Below are 23,009 nucleotides of genomic sequence, written 5' to 3'. Positions count from 1 at the left end.
AGGACTTACATCTTTTCGGGAGCAGAGACGCCGATTGTCGCAAGGCCGTTTGCCAGCACCTGACGCGTGGCGGCGAGCAATGCGACGCGCGCGTTACGTGCGGCTTCGTCGTCGACGAGGACGCGTTCAGCCTTGTCATTGTAGAACGAGTGGAATTCGCCCGCGAGGTCGCGCAGATAGAACGCGACCGCGTGCGGTGCGAGTTCGTCGGCGGCGTGTTGCAGCATGTCGGGGAATTCCGCGAGCTTTTGCAACAGCGCCATTGCGCGTTCGCTGGTGAGCGGTGCGACGTCGACCGCCGGCAGCGTTGCCTCGTCGGCGTTGTAGCGCGTCTTCCATTCGTTGATGACCGAGCAGATCCGGGCGTGCGCGTACTGCACGTAGTGGACCGGATTTTCGTCGTTCTGCTTGAGCGCGAGGTCGATATCGAACACGAATTCCGTATCGGCCTTGCGCGAGATCAGGAAAAAGCGCACGGCGTCGCGGCCGCGGCGAATCGTTGCTTCGTCGAGCAGGTCCGGCGAGGTTTCCTGGCCCGGCGTCGCGCCGCCCGACCATTCGATCAGATCGCGCACCGTCACGTAGCTGCCCGCGCGCTTCGAAATCTTCACTTCCTGGCCGTCGCGCATCACCGTCACCATCTTGTGCAGGATGTAGTCGGGATAGCCCTTCGGAATGCCGATGCCCAGACCCTGCAGACCGGCGCGCACCCGTGCGATGGTGCCGTGGTGATCCGAGCCCTGCACGTTGATGACCTTGGTGAAGCCGCGCTCCCACTTGGCGACGTGGTAGGCGACGTCCGGCACGAAGTATGTGTAGGTGCCGTCGGTCTTGCGCATCACGCGGTCTTTGTCGTCACCGTCCTCGGTGGTGCGAAGCCACAGCGCGCCTTCCTGTTCATAGGTCTTGCCGGCGGCGATCAGCGCGTTCACCGTCTTCTCGACGCGGCCTTCCGCGTACAGCGACGATTCGAGGTAGTACTGGTCGAACTTCACGCCGAAGGCCTGCAGGTCCATGTCCTGCTCGTGACGCAGGTAGGCGACGGCAAAGCGGCGGATCGCGTCGAGGTTGTCGACGTCGCCTTCGCCCTTGACCGGCTCCACATCCTTTGCGGCGACCGTTTCACCGTTCATGTAGTCGCGCGCAATGTCGGCGATGTAGTCGCCGTTGTAGGCCGATTCCGGCCAGCCGGCGTCGCCCGGCTTCAGGCCGCGCGCCCGTGCCTGGGTCGAGACGGCGAGCGTGTGGATCTGCACGCCCGCGTCGTTGTAGTAGAACTCGCGATGCACGTCACAGCCCTGCGAAGCGAGCACGTTCGACAGCGCGTCGCCAAGCGCCGCCTGGCGGCCGTGGCCGACGTGCAGCGGGCCGGTCGGGTTGGCCGAGACGAATTCGATCAGCACGTGCTTGCCGGCGTCGCGCTGCGAGCGGCCGAAGGCTTCCTTCTCGGCGAACGCCGTGCCGATCACCGCCTGCTTGGCCGCCGGTGCGAGACGCAGGTTGATGAAGCCGGGGCCGGCCACTTCGGCGGCTTCCACGAGGCCGCGAGCCTGCGGGTGGGCGAGCACGGCATCGACGATCTGCTGCGCGAGCTGGCGCGGATTGGCGCGCAGCGGCTTGGCGAGCTGCATGGCCACGTTGCAGGCGACGTCGCCGTGCGCGGCGACTTTCGGGCGTTCCAGCGTAATGGTGGGGGCGGCGAAGGCTTCAGTGCCGCCTTGGGTCGCCTCGGCGACCTGCTTCACGGTGTCGGCGAGCAGTGATTCGAGAGTCTGTTTTTGTGCGGGCAGCATGCTTGTTGCGAGTCCAGTGAGGCAGTGCGGTGAAACGGGAGCGGCTTGAGAGGGCCGCGAAACTGCTCGGTTAAAGGCCCGGAAAGGGCGCGCCGTGACTGGCGGCCGCTGTGCGAGCCGAGGGGCAGATCAAGGCCGCCAGGTCCGGCGGCCCATTGCCTGGCGCCGCGCGGCGCGCTATTCCGTCCAGACGGATTTTAGCAGGTGCTAATATGTCCAATGAGATGCACCAATGAGATGCCCACCCAGGGCCGTGGCCGCCACTCGTTTGCGGCGCGCCAGCGAAACCCGCGCGGACGGTTGTCGTACGGCTATCGGCGCTTAAGTCCAACAAAATCAAAAAGGGAACAGTCATGTTGATTACTTTCAAATGCCGTGCGGCGCCGGATGTGATGATGCTGGAGAATCTGGCGCAGTACCTGGTCGGTATCGTCGGCAAGCGCCTTGGTGAACGCGGGGTCATCATGCATGACGAGCTGGGCGAAGCGATCACCAAGCTGGAATCGGCGATCAGTTCGGACAAGCAGGAGCGCGCGGAGCACGAAGGCCATTTCCACGAAGGCGAAGACGGCCACGAACACCACGAGATTCCGATTGGCCTCGCGCAACGCGCGTTTCCATTTCTCGACATGCTGCGCGCGGCGCAGAAGGAGAACGCGGATATCGTTTGGGGTATCTGAGCAGGCGTCTGCGCTGCCGCGCCTGATCGGGCGCAGCGGCGGCGCCGGCCGGCGCGCGGGAGCGATGCGCGCCGCGGTGTGACGAAATGTCCAAACCCCTTGAGCGTTGCAAGCCATAAAAGCCAAGAGCCCGCTGACTGAACTGACAGCGGGCTCTTGGCTTTTCGGAGTTGCGCCAGCCGGGGCGGCTTACTGGCTGGCGGCGGCCGGTGCGGCTGTCGCCGACGATGCGCCCTTCTTCGTCTTCTGCTTCTTGGGTTTCTTGACGTGCTTCTGGGTGGGCGGCGAGTACGAACTGACCGCGCTGCTCGCGACCGGCGCGGACGCCTGGGCGAATGCTACCGAGGTGCCGAGCGCAAGCGAAAGACCGGCCAAGACGAACGTCAGCTTCTTCATACGAGTTTCTCCGTGACGGTTGCAAGTAGTTGAGCCGACGCGTTTTCTGGCCGCGTCTGGCGGGTAAGGCGCTTGCAGTCTACAAAGCCGAAAACCCGCTTGCCGGAAATATTCAGCCTTACGTTCCCGATATAGTGGGGTGGCTCGGGGCCGCCCAGAGCGAAGGAACCCGGGTGGCGCTCGAACGCCCGCCACAGCGGCGCCTCGCGCATTGCCCGGGCGCCATCAATGCCGCTTACAGCAGCGGCGCCAGGGCCCGTTCGGCGTCCTGCTTCGAGAGCGCCATCCGCTGCGCGTAGTCTTCCAGCTGGTCCTGGTCGATCTTGCCCACCGAGAAATAGGTGCTGTCCGGGTGCGCGAGGTAGAAGCCCGAGACGCTGGCCGCCGGGAGCATGGCGAGCGATTCGGTCACGCTCATGCCGATTTCCTCCGCATGAAGCACATTGAACATATCGCGCTTCACGAGGTGGTCCGGGCAGGCCGGGTAACCCGGCGCGGGACGGATGCCACGGTATTTTTCGCCAATCAGATCGTCGTTGGAGAGCGTCTCGCCGGCAGCGTAACCCCACAGGTCGCGCCGCACGCGGGCGTGCATGGCTTCGGCAAAAGCTTCCGCGAAGCGGTCGGCGAGCGCCTTCAGCATGATCGCGCTGTAGTCGTCGTGATCCTTTTCGAACTGCTTTTCCTTCGCGTCTACGCCCAGGCCCGCCGTCACCGCGAACATGCCGATGTAGTCCGCCACGCCCGAATCCTTCGGCGCGATGAAGTCGGCCAGCGAGCGGTTTGGCCGCATCACGCCGTCCACCACGGGCCGCACGCTTTGCTGGCGCAGATTGCGCCACGTCAGCGCGACTTCCGAGCGCGATTCGTCCGTGTAGATTTCAATGTCGTCGTCGTTCACGGTGTTGGCCGGCATCAGCGCGATCACGCCGTTGGCCTGCAGCCAGCGGCCCTGGATCAGGCGCGCGAGCATCGACTTGCCGTCGGAAAACACGCGCCGCGCCGATTCGCCGACGATCTCGTCGTTGAGAATCGCCGGGTACGGACCGGCCAGGTCCCACGTCTGGAAGAACGGCCCCCAGTCGATATAGTTGGCCAGCTCGTTGAGGTCGAAGTTCTTGAACACGCGGCGGCCGATGAACTTCGGCTTGACCGGCTGATAGCCGGCCCAATCCACCTTGGTCTTGTTCGCGCGCGCGTCGGCCAGCGTGACCATCGGCTGGGCTTTGCGGTTGGCGTGCTGGTCGCGGATCCGATCGTAGTCGGATTTCAGCTCTTCCAGATACTTCGCGGCGCCTTCGTCGGACAGCAGGCTCGAAGCCACCGAGACCGAGCGCGACGCATCGGGCACATACACCACCGGTCCTTCGTAGTGCGGCGCGATCTTCACGGCCGTATGCACGCGCGAGGTGGTCGCGCCGCCGATCAGGAGCGGAATCTTCTTGATGCGGAAGTAGTCGTCGCGCTGCATTTCCGAGGCGACGTAGGCCATTTCTTCGAGGCTCGGCGTGATCAGACCCGACAGGCCGATGATGTCCGCGCCTTCCACCTTCGCCTTGGCGAGGATGTCGTTGCACGGGACCATCACGCCCATGTTGACCACTTCGAAGTTATTGCACTGAAGCACCACCGACACGATGTTCTTGCCGATGTCGTGCACGTCGCCCTTCACCGTCGCGATGACGATCTTGCCCTTGGCGCGTACGTCGCCGCCGGCCGCCGCGAGCTGCTTTTTCTCTTCTTCGATGAACGGGATCAGATGCGCGACCGCCTGCTTCATCACGCGCGCGGACTTCACCACCTGCGGCAGGAACATCTTCCCCTGGCCGAACAGGTCGCCGACGATATTCATGCCGTCCATCAGTGGGCCTTCGATCACGTTGATCGGGCGGCCGCCTTCAGCGGCGATCTTCGCGCGCACTTCTTCGGTGTCTTCGACGATGAAGTTGGTGATGCCATGCACCAGCGCATGCGAGAGGCGTTTCTCGACGGGCTGGTTGCGCCACTCGAGGTTCTCTTCCTTCTTCGCCGCGCCGGTCTTGAACTTGTCGGCGATTTCTAGGAGCCGGTCGGTGGCGTCGTCGCGGCGATTGAGCACCACGTCTTCGACGCGCTCGCGCAGTTCGGGATCGAGGTCTGCGTACACGCCGAGCTGGCCGGCGTTGACGATGCCCATGTCCATCCCCGCCTGGATCGCGTAGTAGAGGAACACGGTGTGGATCGCTTCGCGCACCGGATCGTTGCCGCGGAACGAGAACGACACGTTCGACACGCCGCCGCTGATCTTCGCATGAGGAAGATTTTCCTTGATCCAGCGGGTAGCGTTGATGAAGTCGACGGCGTAGTTGTTGTGCTCTTCGATGCCGGTGGCGACCGCGAAGATGTTCGGATCGAAGATGATGTCTTCGGGCGGGAAGCCGACTTCGTTGACGAGGAAGTCATACGAGCGCTTGCAGATTTCGGTCTTGCGCTCGTAGGTGTCGGCCTGGCCTTTTTCGTCGAAGGCCATCACGACGGCTGCCGCGCCGTAGCGGCGAATCAGGTTCGCGTGATGGCGGAAGGCTTCCTCGCCTTCTTTCAGCGAGATCGAGTTGACGACCGCCTTGCCTTGCACGCACTTCAGGCCCGCTTCGATCACTTCCCACTTCGACGAGTCGATCATGATCGGCACGCGGGCGATGTCCGGTTCCGACGCGATCAGATTCATGAAGCGGACCATCGCCGCTTTTGAATCGAGCATGGCCTCGTCCATGTTGACGTCGATGATCTGCGCGCCGTTTTCCACCTGCTGCCGTGCGACCGCGATGGCGTCGTCGAACTGGTCGTTCAGGATCATTCGCGCGAACGCCTTCGAGCCGGTCACGTTGGTACGTTCACCTACGTTGATGAAGAGCGTCCCGGATGTGACGTTGAACGGCTCGAGGCCGGAGAGGCGCATGGTGTGATCGGTCATGGCGTTAGAGCGTGTATTCGATGTGAGGGCGTTACGCGTGCACGGCGGTCAGCGCCGCGATGCGGTCGTACCACTGACGGAAATGCGGGCATTGTGCGCGAATCTTATCCAGGCCAATGCGCACGGCGGCAACCGGGCCATGACGGACCTTGCGGTAGCGCGGATGCAACTGTTCAAGCCGTTTCGACGGCGCGGTATGCGGCGAATCGTTGATCCATTCAGGATCGCCGACCGCGGAGCGCGCCGCGACGAGTGGCTGGCTCTGTTGCTGCCAGCCGGGTTCGAGCTCGCATAGCTTCGACACATCCGAAAACAGCAGCGACTCGAACTCGTGGGGCTGTATGTGGGGAATGAAACGCTCCGGGCGGCACTGTGCGAAGGCAACGACATCCTCGTGGAGCAGGTGTTCGATGTGTGTGGCGCGGGTGGCGGGCGCCTGACCCTTGCTGTCTGCCAGGCCGCGAAACGTCGTGTCGAGCCCGTACAGGTCGATCAAGGTCGTGACGTACGTATCGGCGCGCTGGCGCAAGGTGTGGCCGATGAACTTGCGGACCCGTTCGAGGCTGAGCGCGCCACCGCGCTGTTCATGCGAGGTATTGATCAGCCGTGCGCTTGCGTAAATCCGGTTCGCGCTGAGCGCGGGCGCCAGTACGTCGCGGACGAACGTTTCCTCGGTCTGGCCCTCGCCGACTACGATTAACTCAACCATCACGCTGGCCTCCCGCCGAGGACGTTCTGCTTCCAGAGCTCGCCAAGCGAGTAGTCATCGAGCCAGTCCTGCAATTGGGTTGCGTCGAGGCGATGGAAGGTAGATGCGTTGTCTTTGCGATCGACCACGATCACGTCTTCTGGCTCCATCCGATTCAGCAGTTCGACTGACTGCGTGGACACGATCAACTGCTTTTGCTCAGATGCGCGCTTGAGGAGGTCCGCGAGCAGGTTGATGGCGTACGGGTGTAGGCCAAGTTCAGGCTCATCGATCAGGATAGTCGCGGGCATCAGATCCCACGGCTGCAGCAGCAGCGTGCTCAGGCAGACGAAGCGCAGCGTCCCGTCGGACAGTGCGTGGGCCGTGAAGGGCGTGTCCGGGTCGCCGCGTTCGGTCCATTCGAGTTGTATCTTCGAAGCTGTGTTGGCGCGGAATACAAAGTCGTCGAAGAACGGCGCGACCAGGCGGACTGTGTCGACGATCTGGCGGTAGCTGTCCGAATGCTCTGTTTTGAGCATGTGCAGGTAGGCGGCGAGATTCGCGCCGTCGACCTTGAGGCGCAAGGTGTCGTTGGTTGCGTGCAGCTGTTTGACCTTGGCCTTTTCGCCCGTGTCGTGGAAGTGGTAGACGCGGATGTCTTCGAGGACGGATGTAATGTAGGAGAGTCCAACCGTTTCGGTAACGCTCATCAGTTCCGACTCGTTTTTCGCGCCGGTTGAAACACCAATGATGCCCACTGTCGGGTCTATCTCATTGCTGTCGAACGACTCGTCGGAAAAGATGAGCCGATTATCGTTTGTAGCGACGAGCTCAAACTTGTAGCGGTCAGCGTCGGTAAAGGAGAACGTGGCCCGAATCGCCTCAGTCACCTTCCGCGAAAAATGCATCAACGCATCCGGCCCACCTTGCTGTTGCACATACAACTGCAACCGGCCTTCATACATTTCCGCCAGCATCCGGAACAGCCCGATAAAGTTTGACTTCCCCGCGCCATTGGCGCCAATCAACACATTCAGATTGCGCAACTCGAAGTCGCGCAACTCACGTATTGATTTGAATCCTGCAATCGTCAGTTTGGAGACGCCAGCCATCGATCGATTCCCGTTGAGGTATTCGTTGCGATCAAGCCGTTTTAGTATCGGTTTCCCGATAGTTTGCCCACACTCGCGGCCTGACGCCAGTCAGCGCCTTGGCAATCGCTGCAATATGTTCCGGCGTCGTCCCACAGCATCCGCCGGCGATATTCACAAGCCCAGCCTGCGCAAATTCCTTCAGGAGGCCCGAGGTATCCGCCGGCAATTCATCAAAGCCGGTGTCGCTCATCGGATTCGGCAAGCCCGCGTTCGGATAGCAGGATACGTACGTGTCGCACAGCTTGGCCAGTTCCGCGATATACGGGCGCATCAACGCCGCGCCCAACGCGCAGTTGAGCCCGAAGGTGAGCGGCTTTGCATGACGCAGCGAGTTCCAGAACGCCTCCACCGTCTGCCCCGACAGAATGCGGCCCGATGCATCGGTGACGGTGCCCGAAATCATGATCGGCAAACGCTCGCCGGTGTCTTCAAACAGCTCGTCGAGCGCAAACAGCGCAGCCTTGGCGTTGAGCGTGTCGAAAATCGTTTCGACGAGGAACAGGTCGCTGCCGCCGTCGAGCAGCGCCTTGGCCTGCTCGTAGTAGGCCGCGCGCAGTTCGTCGAATGTCACGTTGCGGGCGCCCGGGTCATTCACGTCAGGCGAAATGCTGGCCGTCTTCGGCGTCGGTCCGATGGCGCCGGCCACGAAGCGTGGCTTGTCCGGTGTCGAATACTTGTCGCAGGCCTCGCGAGCCAGCTTCGCCGATTCGAGATTCATCTCGACAGCGAGGTTCTCCATGCCATAGTCGGCCTGCGCAACGGTGGTCGCGCCGAACGTGTTGGTTTCGATGATATCGGCGCCCGCCGCGAGGTACTGCTCATGAATCTCGCGGATGACCTGCGGTTGCGTGATCGACAACAGTTCGTTGTTGCCCTTGATGTCGCGGTCGTAGTCCTTGAAGCGCTCGCCGCGATAGCGGGCTTCGTCGAGCTTGTATTGCTGGATCATCGTGCCCATCGCGCCGTCCAGAATCAGGATGCGCGACTGCAGCAGCGCGGGTAATGCGGCACCGCGCGTGTAGGCGGTGTGGACTGGACTGACGGTGGGGGCAGGCTGGTTCATGGCAGAAGGGGGCTTGCGCCAGTTTTTTCAGGAAACCTGTCATTGTATCCGCTACGTGACGGCCTCGCCGGTCGTGGCCGGGCGCTGATAAGGCTTATAAAAGCCTTGTGCACTGCCGGTCTCACGGCAGGCCGGTAAAAGATGCCGCCCCGTGCGTCTTTCTGATTGCTCGACTCGCGGTGAAATGTTAAATGCCGTACGCATGCCGTATGAACAATAAAAAACCCCGCCCGGCAAGCCGGACGGGGTTTTTAGTACGTGTCGCCGAAGCGTGAGTGCTGCGTGAGTGTTTAGTGGAGGATCACCGGTTGGTGCATCAGGCTGTCGAACTGGCCGAGGAATTCGTCTACTTCGTCAAGCGACGGTTCTTCTTCGATCAGCTTTGTGACGTGCTCGCGAAAGCGCGCTGCCATTGCGCCGTCAATGTAAATCTCGCGTTGCATGTTTTTGTCGACGATCTCATAACCACCTGACTTCATGGCGAGGGGACCGTCCTGCGGCGGGAACTCGACGACACAATAGTTGGGGCTGTTGTAGATCATTTGCATGGCGACACTCCTTATTTCCGTTGGCTCCTGGCCGTTCCTGCGCCATACATGGAGCATTTGGTGTGGAATTCAAGGGGTGGGTCCGGAATGACGCTGGGAAAACTCCCGGACCTTCTGGTTAGACCCGTGTTTCGAGAAACGTTTCAAGCAACGCAGCAAAACGGTGAGACTCTTCGACAGGCGCCAGATGTGCAGCCTCCAGCAGTTCGTATTGTGCACCCTGAATTGAATTTGCGATGGCCTGAGTTGCAGAAGGCGGTGTGCCGGTATCGTGCCGGCCCGCCACCGTCAGCGTAGGTAGACGAATCTCGCCTAAGCGTTCGTGCACGTCGAACTCGCGCAAGGCCTCGCAGGCGAGCGCGTAGCCCTCGGGCGCCGTGTGTTGCAGCACGTCGCGAATCTGCTCGACGGCTTCCGGGTGCGCGGCCTGGAAATCGGGCGTTAGCCAGCGGCTCAAGGTCGCAGGCACCAGGGCGGCCATGCCGTCGCTGCGCACGGCGGCGGCCCGCTGGTCCCACACGGCGCGGCTCTCGGGCGCTGTGAGCGCGGTCGTGTCGGCGAGCGTCAGCGTGGCAATGCGCGCTGGATGATCGAGCGCGAACTGTTGCGCAATCATGCCACCCATCGACATACCCACCAGATGCGTGTGCGGGGCGCCCAGGGCATCGAGCAGCGCGGCCAGATCGCCGGCCAGGTCCTTGATGCAGAAGCCGCTGCGCGGCACGCCGCTTGCACCGTGACCGCGCACGTCGTAGCGCAGCACCGTGAAGTCGTCGCGGAAGTAGCCGGCCAACTGGTCCCATACGGAGAGGTCGCCACCCAGCTGATGGGTAAACGTGAGCCAGGGGCCGCCGCCCTCGTCGTCGAGGACATAGCGTGTGTCGATACCGTTGATGTTCACTTGCATGCAGGCTCCTTCAGAGTTGAAGCAGTGAAAGGGCGCACTCGGCGCTGCTGCGCCGGCCGTGGCGGTAACAAATGGTGATACGAGGCGCTGCGCGTTGTCAGCACTTTTAGCAAACCGTGTTCCCTGGTGAGGTGCATCCGCTGTGCAAAGTTGTCGCGTTGTTCGTGCGATTCGTGCCGGCTCAGGAAGTTTCGATGATCGGGTGCAATGTGCTGAGGTGTGTGCTGCACGCTGTGGCACACGGTATGGCGCGCGTCGTGCCGCAGCGTTGCTGCGTGCATTGCTCTGAATAGTCGCTCTACTTCAGGGCTTCTCGGGCGCGGGCGGTGCGGTGTCGAGCGCCGAAGGCTGGGCGGGTGTCGCGGGCGTGGCGGGCATGGCGGGCGCTACATTCGACGCACTCGCGGGAGTGGCTTGCGAATTGCCGGCGGCTCCCGTGGCCGCGGTTCCGCTACCACTACCGCTGGCGGCTCCCGGCGAAGCCTGCGTTTCGTCGTTACCTGATTGCCCTTCAGGCTTGTTGCCTGAAGCACTGCCCGGCTCCTTGAGCGCCCCTCGCCACACCAGTTCGACCTCCGTGCCGTTCGGCTCCGTCTGCAGGAGCCGCGCGGGTAGCCAGCCGAGCGAAGGAGCGAGCCACACGTCGATACGCCGCTGGTCGCCCGCATGGCGGGGCAGGCGCATGAAATGTCGCGCGCTGACGAAGCCCTGCTCCGTGCGGATCGTTTCATCGCCGATGGTTTCGATCGGCCAGGTTTCACCGCTATCGTTGTCGACCACGAAAAACTGGCGCGTGACGCCTGGCTTATAGGCATTCGGGTCGCCGCGCACGAGACTCGCGAGCTGCATCACCATGCTGAAACGGTCTTGCGCCGCATCGGTGAGCGGTAGCGACGCGGGTGTGCGGGTGAACACGATCTGCCTGGTGTTGCGGTTGAAGATCGAAACATCTTCCGGTCTGCGTCCGCGTTTTTCGATGTACTGATCGGGTGCGAGGCCGAAGGCATCGATATGGCCGTGACTCGAATAGCTGAAGGTGCCGATGAACGGGACCGGCACTGAGACGACCATGTCGTAGGTCTTGCCGTCGCTCGACCAGTGAATCGTGCCGGGCTGATTACGCACGCCGTTGTAGAACGTGTCGTATTGCAGGTCACCGGACGGCGGTACCGAGAACTTCACACCCGAAGCCGCTTCCGGGGCCGCAGCGTGCGCGTTGCCGGCACCGCTTGCGGCGACCGCGGCGCTTGCCGCACTTGCCGCCGATGCGGCAGCTTCGGCCTCAGCCGCAGCCGCGCTCGCCGCCTCGGAGGCGGCCTCTGCTGCTGCGGCCGATGCCGCGGCCTCCGGCGAAGGCCCGCTGCGCGTAGCAGTCAACACATGTTCACGCGGCTTGCTGGCCGCCGGCTTGTGCACGGGTGCAACGGCTGCTGGGCGCGGCGTTGCAGCGCCGGCCGGCTGGCGTTCAATGCGCTCCGGTGTCAATAGTGCAATCTGCACGGGCACATGAGCCGTATTCTCGGACGTGAAGATCTCTCGATTGCGTTCGACCCACTGCGCGGCGATCCAATGCAACGCCAGCACGACTGCCAGCACGACGACCCAACGCCACGCGCGCGGGCGGCGCGGCGCCGGGTGTGCTCGCGAGCGGTCGGAAGGGCTGACGGCGGAGGGATACGACATCGAACGGAACGGTTCTGGCGGATTAAAGGATGAAGCGGCGCGTAGCCAGCCTGAAGTGGGCGCGGGACGCGGCGAACGGGTTCGACCGCGGCGCCGCAGCCGATGTTCCGCTGCGGCGCCACGGCAGCCGGGCAACCATCTTACGGGAGATAGCGGAGCGCTTGCAGATCGGGCCCAACGGGACATCCTAACGCGGCGTCGGACTATAGCCCAGTTCGTATGACAATTTGCGCGCGCACTCGCGTAGTGCCGTGTCGATCTCGCCGTCCCAGCGGATATCGAACGCGCCTTCGTGGCCGAGCGCAATCAGCCCGAGCGCGAGATCGCCGGTCGAATCGAAGACCGGCATGCAGAACGCGTGGATGGTCGGCAGCAGCATGCCTTCGACGCGTGAGGCTTCATGTCTGCGCACGTCCGCGAGCACGCGCTCGACGTCTTCAGGCGTACGCGGACCGTCCGTGTGCGACGAGCGGCGCGAGTCGGCCAGTTCGCGCTCGATCATCGCGGCGGTCTTGCTCGCCGGCAGATAGGCCGCGAACAGCAGGCCGGTGGCCGAGCCGAGCAACGGCATCACATCGCCGAGCTTGAGCGCGGCTTTGGCGGGGTGGCTCGATTCCATCCAGTGCACGACGGTTGGCCCCTGGTTGCCCCATACGGCGATGCCTACGGTCAGGTCGAGGCGGTCGCGCAGTTCGGCGAGCGCGACGCGCGCGAGCTTCACGCCGTCCACGCGTGCAAGCCGCGCGAGTCCCAGTTGCAGCGCGAAGCCGCCCAGCTCGTAGCGCCCGGAGAGCGGATCCTGCGCGACGACGCCCAGACGCAGGAAGCTCACCAGGTAGCGGTGAGCCTTGGCCGGGCTCATGCCGGCCCGCTGCGCGAGATCGCGCAGCATCATGGCGCGCGGCTCGTGGGTCAGCACTTCGAGCAGGCGAAAGCCGACCTCGATCGACTGGATGCCCGAGCGCAGCTTTTCCTCGCCGGCGTCGGCGCTGTCGTCCTCGGCCGCGTCGAGCGGCTCCGTCGGGTCGGTCGCTGCGGTCATTTCGGCGTCGCTGGGAATCGCGCCGGAGCGGGCTGCTGGAGGCATAAGCAAGGCGCACGGGGCGCGGACAGTGAATCGGATGCGGTGGCGGGCGGCTCGGCGCAGCGCGGAACATCCCGCGGCGGCGCCTGAACCAGCCCGCTTGCAGCCTGGTTTGCAGCCCATCTACGGCCAGTTTGCGGCCGGTTTGGGCCAGCTTATCTGGGCTGCGGCGATTCACCATCGTAGAATAGATTCCCTCTATCGTCACTAACACGGCTCATTCCCCATATGAAACTTGCCACGCTGAAGGACGGCACGCGCGACGGCCAACTGATCGTCGTGTCGCGCGACCTGCAAACCGCCGCTATCGCCGACGCGATTGCGCCGACGCTGCAGCGCGTGCTCGACGACTGGACCTTCTACGCGCCGCAACTGCAGGATCTGTACGACTCGCTCAATCAGGGCCGGGCGCGCAACAGCTTTGCGTTCGAGGCGAGGGAGTGCATGGCGCCGCTGCCGCGCGCGTTCCAGTGGGCGGACGGCTCCTCGTATGTGAATCACGTCGAACTGGTGCGCCGCGCCCGCGGGGCCGAAATGCCGCCCGAGTTCTGGACCGATCCGTTGATGTATCAAGGCGGCAGCGACGACTTCATTGGCTCGAAGGACGATGTGGTGTGCGCCTCGGAGGCGTTCGGCATCGACTTCGAAGCCGAAGTCGCGGTGATCACCACCGACGTTCCGATGGGCGCGACACCCGACCAGGCGCTCAAGGGTGTGCGCCTGATTACGCTGGTCAACGACGTTTCGCTGCGCAACCTGATCCCGGCCGAGCTGGCAAAGGGCTTCGGTTTCTTCCAGAGCAAGCCCGCTACCGCGTTTGCACCGGTCGCCGTGACGCCGGATGAACTCGGCGAGCATTGGCGCGAGGGCCGCGTGCACCGGCCGATGATCGTCCACTGGAACGGCAGGAAAGTCGGCCAGCCGGACGCCGGCACGGACATGGTGTTCCACTTCGGCCAGTTGATCGCGCATGCGGCGAAGACACGCAACCTGCGTGCAGGGTCGATTGTCGGCTCGGGCACGGTGTCGAACAAGGACGCCAAGCGCGGCTACTGCTGTATCGCTGAGAAGCGCTGCCTTGAAACCATCGAGCATGGCGCGCCGCAGACCGAGTTCATGAAATACGGCGATACGGTGAAGATCGAGATGTTCGACGAGGCCGGCAAGTCGATATTCGGTTCGATCGAGCAGGGCATTGCGCCGCTGGACGGCGCAGGCTAAAGCGGCTTCGGCGCAGTTCGACACAACCGAGAGGGTTTCGCCCGATACCGGTGAACTCGCGCGCGGCTACACTGGCTGACGCGCAGCGGCCGCCGCCGACTGCGCTGGCGCGCGGCCGTAGCCGTAGCCACAATCGCAGTCGCCGCAGGCGTGGTGAGGCAAGGGCTCACCCCTGCTGGCGGCTTGCCAGATGCCGCCGCAGGCTGGCAACAACGAAGTGGAACATAACGACAAAACCACGATGAGGAGACATGCATGCGACTGCGTTCGTTTGCATCTGTGTTTGCGCCGGCCGCCCGGCGCGCCTGTGCGGTGACGCTGCCGGTCCGCTCCACCTCCCTCCCGCAACGGGTCATGCGGCTGGTTGCCGCGCTTTGCACCGCCTCTCCTGCATTCGCATTGGCGCAGGTGAAGATCGGCCTGGTGCTGTCGCTGACTGGCCCGGCTGCCTCGCTCGGCATTCCGGCCCGGGACACAGCCGCCATGCTGCCGAAGACCATGGGCGGACAAAAAGTCGAGTACATCGTGCTCGACGATGCGTCCGACACCACTCAGGCCGTGCAGGACACCAAGAAGCTGATCTCCGAGGACCACGTCGACGCGATCATCGGTTCTTCGATCACCCCCAATACGCTGGCGATGATCGACGTCATCGCGCAAGGCGAGACGCCGACCATCTCGCTGGCCTCGTCGGCGAAGATCATTGAACCGGTCGACGCGAAGCGTCACTGGATGTTCAAGACGCCGCAAACCGACGCGATGATGGCCTCCGCGATCACCGCGCACGCCAGTTCGCACGGCGTCAGGACGATCGCCTATATCGGCCAGGCCGATGCGCTTGGCGAGACCTTCTATGCCGAGGTCGCGAAGTTCGCCGAACTGCATCACATCAGCATGGTTGCGAGCGAACGCTTTAACCGTACCGATCCGAGCGTGACGGGCCAAGTGCTGAAGATCCTCGCGACTCATCCCGACGCGGTCGTGGTGGGCGCAGCAGGCACGCCCGCCGCTCTGCCGCCGCGCACGCTCAAGGAGCGCGGCTACAAGGGCTTGATCTATCACAACCACGGCGTCGGCAATAACGACTTCCTGCGCGTGTGCGGCGCGGACTGCAACGGCACCTTCCTGCCGGCCAGTCCGGTGCTGGTCGCGGCGCAACTGCCGGCCGATCATCCCGCAAAGCGCCTCGCGCTCGACTACATTGCACGCTTCGAGGCGGTACATGGGGCGGGCAGCGTATCGGCGTTCGGCTCGTACACCTGGGACGCGGGCATGCTGCTCTCGAACGCCGTGCCGCTCGCGCTGAAAAGCGCGCAACCGGGTACCCCGGAATTCCGTCATGCCTTGCGCGATGCGCTGGAATCGACACACGCTCTGGCGGACACTAACGGTGTCGTCAACATGAGCCCGGCCGATCACCTCGGGCTCGACCAGCGCGCTCGCGTGATGGTCGAAATCAGCAACGGCAAGTGGCTTTATCAACCCGACTGAACGAGGGGAAGCGCATGTCCTGCGCTGCCTCGCGTTCAACCTTGACGCCTCGATCCCATGCGATCCGAGCTACCGGACTGACCATCATGTCTCACGAATCACCGATCAACGACCCCGCCTTCTACTCGCATTACCGTTCGCTGCGTCTGCGGCGGCATGCGCACGGCATCCTCGAAGTCATCATGAGCGGGGAGGGCGCGAACAAAAGCGGACTCGCGACAGCCGATGAGCGCATGCACTACGAGCTCGCCGAAATCTGGCGCGATATCGACCGCGATCCGGACACGCGGGTCGCCGTGATTCGCGGCGAAGGCAAGGGCTTTTCCGCGGGCGGCGATCTGCAACTGGTCGAGCAGATGGCGACCGACTTCGAGGTCCGCACGCGCGTCTGGCGCGAGGCGCGCGACCTGGTCTACAACGTGATCAACTGCAGCAAGCCGATCGTCTCCGCCATGCATGGACCGGCTGTGGGCGCAGGGCTGGTGGCGGGGCTGCTCGCCGACATCTCGATTGCGACCAGAAGCGCGCGCATCATCGACGGTCACACGCGCCTGGGCGTTGCCGCGGGCGACCATGCGGCGATCGTGTGGCCGCTCTTGTGCGGCATGGCGAAGGCCAAGTACTACCTGCTGCTGTGCGAGCCGGTGAGCGGCGAAGAGGCCGAGCGGATCGGCCTGGTGTCGCTGGCCGTCGACGAACATGATCTGTTGCCCAAAGCATTCGAAGTGGCCGAAAAGCTCGCGCACGGATCGCAGACGGCGATTCGCTGGACCAAGTACGCCTTGAACAACTGGCTGCGCTCGGCAGGGCCGGCCTTCGATACCTCGCTCGCGCTCGAGTTCATGGGCTTCGCCGGCCCCGATGTGCGCGAAGGCGTGACCTCGCTGCGCGAGCGGCGTGCACCGGATTTTCGCGGCGCCGACGCGGCCAAGGGCAATCCACCGGGCCGTGGCGGACCCGGCGGGCATTCCGCCTGATGCGCGTTGGCTTCGTATGGGAACCTCACGTCACAACGTCACGTAAGAACCGCTTTGTGCGCGGTATGATCGGATGAAACGCGCGTAGCGTTGCGCGCATTCCATTCCTGTCTGCTGCGAGGAGAACAACATGACCGATACACCTGGCTCCACGCCGCCCTTTCCCGGCTTCCCGGGTTTTCCGCCGGGAGAAATGATGGACCGCATGTGGAGCATGATGCGTCTCACGCCGTTCGGCTCGGCTTTTCCTGCCGCCCAGACGGGCGCGGCGCACGGCCTCGGACCGTCGCTGTCGATGATGTCCGACATGATGGCGCCGCTGACGAACGTCGAAGAACTCGACAAGCGCATCACCGATATGCGAGCGGTCGAGCAATGGCTCAAGCTGAATCTGAACATGCTGCAGTCGGCCATTCAGGCGCTCGAAGTGCAGCGGGCCACGCTCGCGACGCTGCGTGCGTTCGGCGCTTTCGCGCAGCAGTCGATGGCGCAACCGGCCGCTGCGGCTGCCGCAGCGAGTGCGGCCACTGCGGCAGCCGAAAAATCGCGTCCCGAACCGGCGGCTGCGCCGCGCCCGGAGGCGGCGGGCGCCGCTGAGCCGCAGGCAGGCGGTAGCGCCGACGCCCCCGGTTTCGATGCCTCGGCCTGGTGGAATCTGCTGCAATCGCAGTTCAACCAGATTGCGCAGTTCGCCATGGCGCAACCCGCGGCAGCAGCGGCCGCTGCCGACGCTGCGGGCGCTGCGGGCGCTGCGGGCGCTGCGGGCGCTGCCGCACCAGCCGGCGCTGCTGCCGGTAAATCTGCCGCGGACAAGCCTTCGGCCAAGGAGCCGGCGGCGAGGCGCGCGCCTGCGGCCAAGTCCGCGGATACTGCACCGGACACTGCGCCGGGGGGATCAGCGGGCGCTTCGGCGAGCCGGCCGCGCCCGGCCAAAAAGACGCCTTCGCAACCCGAGTGAAGCGGCCGAGTGCGATGCAAAGCCGTGTGATGCAACGCGTATCCAGGGCATGCGGCTCGCGCTGGTGCTAATGGGCGGTGGCGCCCGCGCCGCGTATCAGGCGGGCGCGCTGCAGGCGCTCGCCGAAATCGCCCGCGAGGCGGCGCCAGGCTCCCGCGCGTCGCCCTTCAGCGTGATCTGCGGCACCTCCGCCGGTGCCATCAACGCCACCTCCATTGCGAGCCACTCCGACGATTTCTTGCGTGGCGCCGAGCGGCTGGTGAAGATCTGGTCGGCAATGCACGCGCATCATGTCTACCGTACCGACTGGCCCGGCATGATCGGAGCCGGCGCGCGCTGGCTGGCTGCGATGAGCTTCGGCTGGGCGGCGCGCCGTTCGCCGCGTGCGCTGCTCGACAATGCGCCGCTCGCGCGGCTGCTGCGCGAATCGCTCAGTTTTCACCGCATCGACCAGATGCTCGATACGCGCGCGCTGCATGCGCTGTCCATCACGGCCCTCAGCTATTCGTCAGGACAGCATTTGACTTTTTATCAGGCGAGCGAGCCGATCCAGGCGTGGCGGCGTGCGCAGCGCACCGCACGGATGGTCGAGCTGACCCCTGCGCACCTGCTTGCGTCCTCGGCGATTCCCTATGTGTTTCCCGCCGTGCCGCTGGAACTCGATGGCCGTCACGAGTATTTCGGCGACGGCTCGATCCGCCAGATCGCTCCCCTCAGCCCGGCGATTCATTTCGGCGCGGAGCGCATCGTCGTGATCGGCGCCGCCGCGCCCCGCCCGGAGGTGCCGGCGGCGGGACACGACAACGCGTATCCGTCGCTCGCGCAGATCGGCCAGCAGGTGATGGCGAGTGTGTTTCTCGATGCGCTCGGCGCCGATATCGAGCGCATCGAGCACGTCAACCGGATGGTGCTGCACCTGCCGCACGCGGTCGAGCCGGAGAGCGGCTGGCGCCATATCGACGTGCTGGCTATCGCGCCGAGCGAGCGCATCGAACTGATTGCGGCCCGCCATCTGCAGCGTCTGCCCCTGACGGTGCGCGGCCTGCTAGGCGCTGTGGGCGGCAACCGGGCATCCGGGGCGTCGTTTGCGAGCTATTTGCTGTTCGAAAGCGAGTTCACGCGCGAGCTGATCGAACTCGGCCGCCGTGACGCGCTGGCGCAGCGCGAGAAGATTGCCGCATGGCTCGGCCGGGCGGGGAATGACGACGGCGGCAGGGGCAGGAACGGCAATCAGGACAATCACGGCGCCGGGCCGCAGCATCACCCGCGGTAGGAGGCACGCGCCTTGCATTTAACGATTCGTCACAGGCAAAACATGAAGGACCGCTATCTTGTTGAGTTCGATCAACAGGCTGTGCTCTTGTGACCCTATGTAAGGTAGGGCCGTCAGGGCAGCGTGCTATCATGATGAAAGCTTTATCTGGCTCTTGGGCGTGCCTGAAAACAACCAGTCCGCCGCCTGTTGTTCTCCGGTGGGCGGGCGTTTGCCGCCGCCTTTGCAGTCGGCAGCGCCGCCGGTTAGAGCGGCTCGGTGTGAAAGTTCGGTAGTCGCGAACTCACGAATGCCGAAGGACTTCTTTGCCGTAAGGTGCATCTGAGCGGCCGATTCCCGCGTAAAATTGAATGCTTGGCCTGCGAACGCGCGTGTTTCGTTCGCCGGTAGCAACCGTAGCAATAGACACAAACAGACGTCGCAATGTGCAGATCAGGGGTGGGACTATGAACACCATGCTTTATCCGGAACTTTATAAATCGCTCGAATCCGTTCGATGGGACATGGAGAAAGACATTCCCTGGGACCAGTTCGATGCATCGCTCTTGACCGACGAACAGGCCAAGACGATCAAGATGAACGCGATCACCGAATGGTCCGCGTTGCCCGCAACGGAAATGTTCCTGCGCGACAATCATCATGACAGCGATTTCTCCGCCTTCATGAGCGTGTGGTTCTTCGAAGAACAAAAGCACTCGCTGGTGCTGATGGAGTATCTGCGCCGCTTCAAGCCGGAAATGTGCCCGACCGAGGAAGAGCTGCACGCCGTGCGCTTCGAATTCGACCCGGCGCCGCCGCTTGAAACGCTGATGCTGCACTTCTGCGGTGAAATTCGCCTGAACCACTGGTATCGCCGTGCGGCTGAATGGCACACGGAACCGGTCATCAAGGCCATTTACGAAACCATCTCGCGCGACGAAGCGCGTCATGGCGGTGCGTACCTGCGCTACATGAAGAAGGCCATGAACAACTGCGGCGATGTGGCGCGTGCCGCATTCGCCAAGATCGGCGTGCTGATGGCGTCGGCGCGCCGCACGGAAAAGCCGCTGCACCCGACCAACCTGCACGTGAACCAGGCGCTGTTCCCGCGTGACACGATCCAGTCGCGCCTGCCGGATCCGGAATGGCTCGAACGCTGGCTCGACGAGCAGATCCGTTTCGACGACGGCTGGGAAAAGAAGGTGGTCGAACGTATCCTGCACAACCTGTCCATCCTGTTCGAGCGCACCTTCAATACGGCTCAGGAACTGAACCGCTATCGCAAGGAAGTTGTCGCGCGTCTGCAGGCGGATCAGAAATCGGCTGAGCAGCCGGCCTGACGGCTTTGGGTGCCGGCATGCGCTGGGCGGTAAAGCACAACCGGCGCTGGCTGAGCAGATCAGGTGCGATATAGCATGTGAAAAGCGGCCCGACAGGTGTAAACCTGCCGGGCCGTTTCCCATTTTTCTTTTTTCGATTCCCCATGTCAGCCATTTTTGAACGCAAGTTCACGACCCGCGATGCCCTTGCTCAACTGCGTCCGTCGCTCGACGGGCCGGTGGTATTCACGAATGGGGTGTTCGACATCCTGCACCGCGGTCACGTCACGTATCTGGCCGATGCCAAAGCCCTGGGCGCGTGCCTGATTGTTGGAGTGAATAGCGACGCGTCGGTGCGCCGGCTCGGCAAGGGCGACGACCGGCCAATCAACAGCGAAGCCGACCGCATGGCCTTGCTGGCTGCGCTGGAAAGCGTCGACTGGGTGGTGTGCTTCGAGGAGCAGACGCCGGTGTCGCTGATTGAGGCGCTGCACCCCGACGTGCTGGTCAAAGGCGGCGACTACGATATGGACAAGCTGCCGGAATCGGCGCTGGTGCGAGGCTGGGGCGGCCGTGCGCTGGCTATCCCGTTCGAGCACGACCGCTCGACGACCGCGTTGCTGAAGAAGGTTCGCGCTCAAGGGTGAGCGCTTAAACGTCCCGGTGTCCTGGTGTCCCGGCACGTCAGCGGCAAGGCGTGCGGTCCGTCACCGCGTTCAGCCACCGCGGCCAGCCGCTTACTGCGGCAGTTCCGACGCCGAAATGGCCGGCGCCGGAGCCGGCCCACCCACTACCGCGAGGTCGGCCGCCTCGGCCGCCGATACCGGCTGCACCTTCAACGTTTCCGGATGAATCTGGCGATTCAGGTGATTGGGCTCGCGCGCGCCCGCGAGGGGTGTCGGCCCGAACACGCCGCGTACCGTCACGAACGCGAGCATGTTGGCAAGAAACAGAATGGCGATCAGCCAGCGCAGCATCGTTGGAGTCTCCGTCTAAAGGGTGCGGCGTGCGTCAATAGCGATGCTCAGCGGCCGCCGGCCGGCGCGTCGGCGGCGGCAATCAGCGCGAGACCCGACAGCACGAGCGAATCGTGGCGAGTATGCGGCACTTTGAGTGCACCTGTCACTTCGTTCGCGGCGCCGCCGCCCACCACAAGCCGTACTGGTACGGCCCACGCCTCCTGCAGATCGGCCCACATCCGCTCGATCAGGCCGGCTTGCGCCAGTGCGCAACCTGCGGAGAGCGAGCGTGGCGTGTCGGTCGCGAAGAACGGGCCGCGGGGTTTGGCTTCGTTTGATGCCTGGCCGTTTCCTGCCGTGCCTGCAGCATTGGCATCTGCACCAGGCGCCTCCGATGCGAGCAGGCCGCGTGCCCCGTTGGCGTCGAGCGTGGGCAATTGCGCTGTATGTTCGCCGAGCGAGCGCATCATCAGCGACCAGCCGGGCGCGATCAGTCCGCCGACAAACATGCCGTCGGCGCGCAGCGCCTCCAGCGTGGTCGCGGTGCCGAAGGTCGCGATCAGCAGCGGCTCCCCCGGAAAGGCCGCACGCGCGCCGATCAGCCCGGCCCAACGGTCGCTGCCGAGCGCGTCAGGGGTCGTATAGCCGTTGGTCACGCCGCATTGCTGCTTGCAGGCGCGAATCGTCGTGCGGGGCAGACCGGGCCAGCGGGCGTCGAGCAGGCCTGCAAGGCGTTGCGCAACGGCTGCGCCGGCCACATTGGAAATCCACGCGCTGGCAGGGCGCGGCAAGGCGGACCAGTCGGGGTCGTCAAGGCCCTCGTGTCCACACGCGCCAGCATGGCTCTGCGTGCCGTCCGCCTGCACCAGCGCCCATTTGATGCGGCTATTACCGGCGTCGATCAGCAGAAAAGGCGCGCCGCTCATGCCGTGCCGTCGGCCAGACGCAGCGAGACGTCGCCGGTGGCGATCGCCTGGCGGCCCGTGGGCGTGTCGAGCAGCAACTGCCCGGTTTCGTCCACGCCTGCCGCCACGCCGCGCGCGACCTCGACCCCTTGTTCCAGCAGCACCACTTCGCGGCCCGCGTAAGCGTGACAGGCGTTCCAGCGGGCCTGGAACGGCTCGAAGCCGTCCTCGCCGAAGCGTTTCAGCGCCGGTTCGAGCGCGTTCAGTTCGGCGGCGAGTGTATCGGTCAGATTGGCATTGGGTAGTGCCGCCGACAGTGCGGTCGGCACAGTACCGCGAGCCTGCGGCGGCACCCCGGCGTTCAGCGCGCCAACTTTGGCGGCGAGTTCGTCCGCACCCTTCACGTTGGTGCCGATGCCGATCACCACCGCGCTCGCATAGTCCGTGCTCCAGGCCGTTTCGATCAGGATGCCGGCCAGCTTGTCGCCTTCCAGCAGCACGTCGTTGGGCCACTTCAAGGCAATCTGGCCGGGTCCCGCGACCGGCAGCGAGCGCAGGCCGTCGACCAGCGCCACGCCCACCGCGAGGCTCAGGCCGGCAAGTTCTTCGAGCGGCCGTGGCAGCACGCAGGCCACCGAAAACAGCAGCGCGTTGCCGGGTTCCGCGTACCACGTACGGCCGCGCCGCCCGCGCCCGGCGGTCTGCAGATAGGCCACGCGCACGATCGGCCGCGGCAGCGCATTCGAGCGGCGTGGCAGCGCCTTGACGCGCGCCATCAGGTCGGCGTTGGTGGAGCCGGTTTCCTCGACGATTTCGATCGGCCAGTCGTGCGCGTGAGCGCCGAACAGCGCGACGGCGCGCTCGCGGTCGATGCGCCAGTCGCCCGTTGGGCCGGCTTGGGGTGGGGTCTTGGAGGCGTTCATGCCGCCTATTGTAGCGACAGGGCGTGCGCCCGAGCCATCCGGCGTCAAGCAGCGC

The 23,009-nt window shown here is 64.3% G+C and carries 20 protein-coding genes and 1 pseudogene; 8 read left to right on the top strand and 13 right to left on the bottom strand.

All coding sequences use genetic code 11. The features are described from left to right. Positions 1-5 precede the first annotated feature (5 nt). A complete protein-coding gene (gene argS / locus FFS45_RS10825; protein WP_137954636.1) occupies positions 6-1,793 on the bottom strand; it encodes an arginine--tRNA ligase in 1,788 nt (595 codons plus the stop codon). Positions 1,794-2,146: 353 nt separating this feature from the next. Between argS and FFS45_RS10820 the strand changes: the two genes are divergently transcribed. Further along, entirely contained in the window at positions 2,147-2,473 is a 327-nt protein-coding gene (locus FFS45_RS10820) for a DUF1840 domain-containing protein (RefSeq protein ID WP_137954635.1), read from the top strand. Between the two features lie 189 nt (positions 2,474-2,662). On the opposite strand, the gene FFS45_RS10815 is transcribed toward FFS45_RS10820, so the two are convergent. The 9 genes and pseudogenes from FFS45_RS10815 to FFS45_RS10775 form a co-directional block, all read right to left on the bottom strand. Then, positions 2,663-2,869 (bottom strand): acid-shock protein, encoded by a 207-nt coding sequence (locus tag FFS45_RS10815; RefSeq protein WP_137954634.1) that lies wholly within the window; start codon positions 2,867-2,869, stop codon positions 2,663-2,665. 235 nt (positions 2,870-3,104) lie between these two features. Then, positions 3,105-5,828 (bottom strand): annotated as a pseudogene (gene metH / locus FFS45_RS10810) (methionine synthase); the annotation flags it as partial. Between the two features lie 25 nt (positions 5,829-5,853). Further along, positions 5,854-6,531 carry a DUF4276 family protein gene (locus tag FFS45_RS10805; protein WP_137954632.1) on the bottom strand — a complete coding sequence of 226 codons (678 nt, stop codon included), beginning with the start codon at positions 6,529-6,531 and terminating at the stop codon, positions 5,854-5,856. Continuing rightward, positions 6,531-7,622, bottom strand: coding sequence for an AAA family ATPase (locus tag FFS45_RS10800; RefSeq protein WP_137954631.1), 1,092 nt, complete (start codon positions 7,620-7,622; stop codon positions 6,531-6,533). Before FFS45_RS10800 ends, FFS45_RS10805 begins: the two co-directional genes overlap by 1 nt. A gap of 31 nt (positions 7,623-7,653) precedes the next feature. Then, a complete protein-coding gene (locus FFS45_RS10795; protein WP_137954630.1) occupies positions 7,654-8,727 on the bottom strand; it encodes a homocysteine S-methyltransferase family protein in 1,074 nt (357 codons plus the stop codon). A gap of 290 nt (positions 8,728-9,017) precedes the next feature. Further along, positions 9,018-9,275 (bottom strand): DUF3567 domain-containing protein, encoded by a 258-nt coding sequence (locus tag FFS45_RS10790; RefSeq protein ID WP_074263200.1) that lies wholly within the window; start codon positions 9,273-9,275, stop codon positions 9,018-9,020. A 118-nt stretch (positions 9,276-9,393) separates the two neighbouring features. Then, on the bottom strand, positions 9,394-10,182 hold the full coding sequence (pcaD, locus tag FFS45_RS10785) for a 3-oxoadipate enol-lactonase (protein ID WP_137954629.1): 789 nt from the start codon (positions 10,180-10,182) through the stop codon (positions 9,394-9,396). A gap of 303 nt (positions 10,183-10,485) precedes the next feature. Further along, positions 10,486-11,865, bottom strand: coding sequence for a DUF3108 domain-containing protein (locus tag FFS45_RS10780; RefSeq protein ID WP_137954628.1), 1,380 nt, complete (start codon positions 11,863-11,865; stop codon positions 10,486-10,488). A gap of 187 nt (positions 11,866-12,052) precedes the next feature. Continuing rightward, positions 12,053-12,952 (bottom strand): IclR family transcriptional regulator, encoded by a 900-nt coding sequence (locus FFS45_RS10775; RefSeq protein ID WP_137954627.1) that lies wholly within the window; start codon positions 12,950-12,952, stop codon positions 12,053-12,055. A 225-nt stretch (positions 12,953-13,177) separates the two neighbouring features. On the opposite strand from FFS45_RS10775, the gene FFS45_RS10770 reads away from it, so the two are divergent. From FFS45_RS10770 to rfaE2, 7 genes are all read left to right on the top strand, one after another. Continuing rightward, complete coding sequence (locus tag FFS45_RS10770) at positions 13,178-14,170, top strand: fumarylacetoacetate hydrolase family protein (RefSeq protein WP_137954626.1); 993 nt, start codon at positions 13,178-13,180, stop codon at positions 14,168-14,170. 354 nt (positions 14,171-14,524) lie between these two features. After that, positions 14,525-15,661: an ABC transporter substrate-binding protein gene (locus FFS45_RS10765; RefSeq protein ID WP_249362758.1), complete on the top strand. Its 1,137-nt coding sequence runs from the start codon at positions 14,525-14,527 to the stop codon at positions 15,659-15,661. 86 nt (positions 15,662-15,747) lie between these two features. Then, complete coding sequence (locus tag FFS45_RS10760) at positions 15,748-16,638, top strand: enoyl-CoA hydratase/isomerase family protein (protein WP_137954624.1); 891 nt, start codon at positions 15,748-15,750, stop codon at positions 16,636-16,638. Positions 16,639-16,768: 130 nt separating this feature from the next. Next, complete coding sequence (locus tag FFS45_RS10755; RefSeq protein WP_137954623.1) at positions 16,769-17,596, top strand: PhaM family polyhydroxyalkanoate granule multifunctional regulatory protein; 828 nt, start codon at positions 16,769-16,771, stop codon at positions 17,594-17,596. A gap of 49 nt (positions 17,597-17,645) precedes the next feature. Beyond that, the gene (locus FFS45_RS10750) at positions 17,646-18,869 is read left to right on the top strand and encodes a patatin-like phospholipase family protein (RefSeq protein ID WP_137954622.1); all 1,224 of its coding nucleotides are present in this window, start codon (positions 17,646-17,648) and stop codon (positions 18,867-18,869) included. Between the two features lie 446 nt (positions 18,870-19,315). After that, the gene (locus FFS45_RS10745) at positions 19,316-20,188 is read left to right on the top strand and encodes a ferritin-like domain-containing protein (RefSeq protein ID WP_137954621.1); all 873 of its coding nucleotides are present in this window, start codon (positions 19,316-19,318) and stop codon (positions 20,186-20,188) included. Positions 20,189-20,331: 143 nt separating this feature from the next. Next, positions 20,332-20,814, top strand: coding sequence for a D-glycero-beta-D-manno-heptose 1-phosphate adenylyltransferase (gene rfaE2 / locus FFS45_RS10740; protein ID WP_137954620.1), 483 nt, complete (start codon positions 20,332-20,334; stop codon positions 20,812-20,814). 90 nt (positions 20,815-20,904) lie between these two features. On the opposite strand, the gene FFS45_RS10735 is transcribed toward rfaE2, so the two are convergent. Genes FFS45_RS10735 through FFS45_RS10725 form a run of 3 tightly spaced genes read right to left on the bottom strand, consistent with a single transcriptional unit; the run spans position 20,905 to position 22,954 of the window. Beyond that, positions 20,905-21,144 (bottom strand): hypothetical protein, encoded by a 240-nt coding sequence (locus FFS45_RS10735; protein WP_137954619.1) that lies wholly within the window; start codon positions 21,142-21,144, stop codon positions 20,905-20,907. 47 nt (positions 21,145-21,191) lie between these two features. Further along, the gene (locus FFS45_RS10730; protein ID WP_137954618.1) at positions 21,192-22,052 is read right to left on the bottom strand and encodes a type III pantothenate kinase; all 861 of its coding nucleotides are present in this window, start codon (positions 22,050-22,052) and stop codon (positions 21,192-21,194) included. Then, positions 22,049-22,954: a biotin--[acetyl-CoA-carboxylase] ligase gene (locus FFS45_RS10725; protein ID WP_137954617.1), complete on the bottom strand. Its 906-nt coding sequence runs from the start codon at positions 22,952-22,954 to the stop codon at positions 22,049-22,051. Before FFS45_RS10725 ends, FFS45_RS10730 begins: the two co-directional genes overlap by 4 nt. Positions 22,955-23,009 lie beyond the last annotated feature (55 nt).

The sequence above is a fragment of the Burkholderia sp. 4M9327F10 genome (genome assembly GCF_005503145.1).
Taxonomy (GTDB): domain Bacteria; phylum Pseudomonadota; class Gammaproteobacteria; order Burkholderiales; family Burkholderiaceae; genus Paraburkholderia.
Note: the sequence above shows the minus strand (reverse complement) of the source record. Positions and strands in the feature narration are given on the sequence as shown.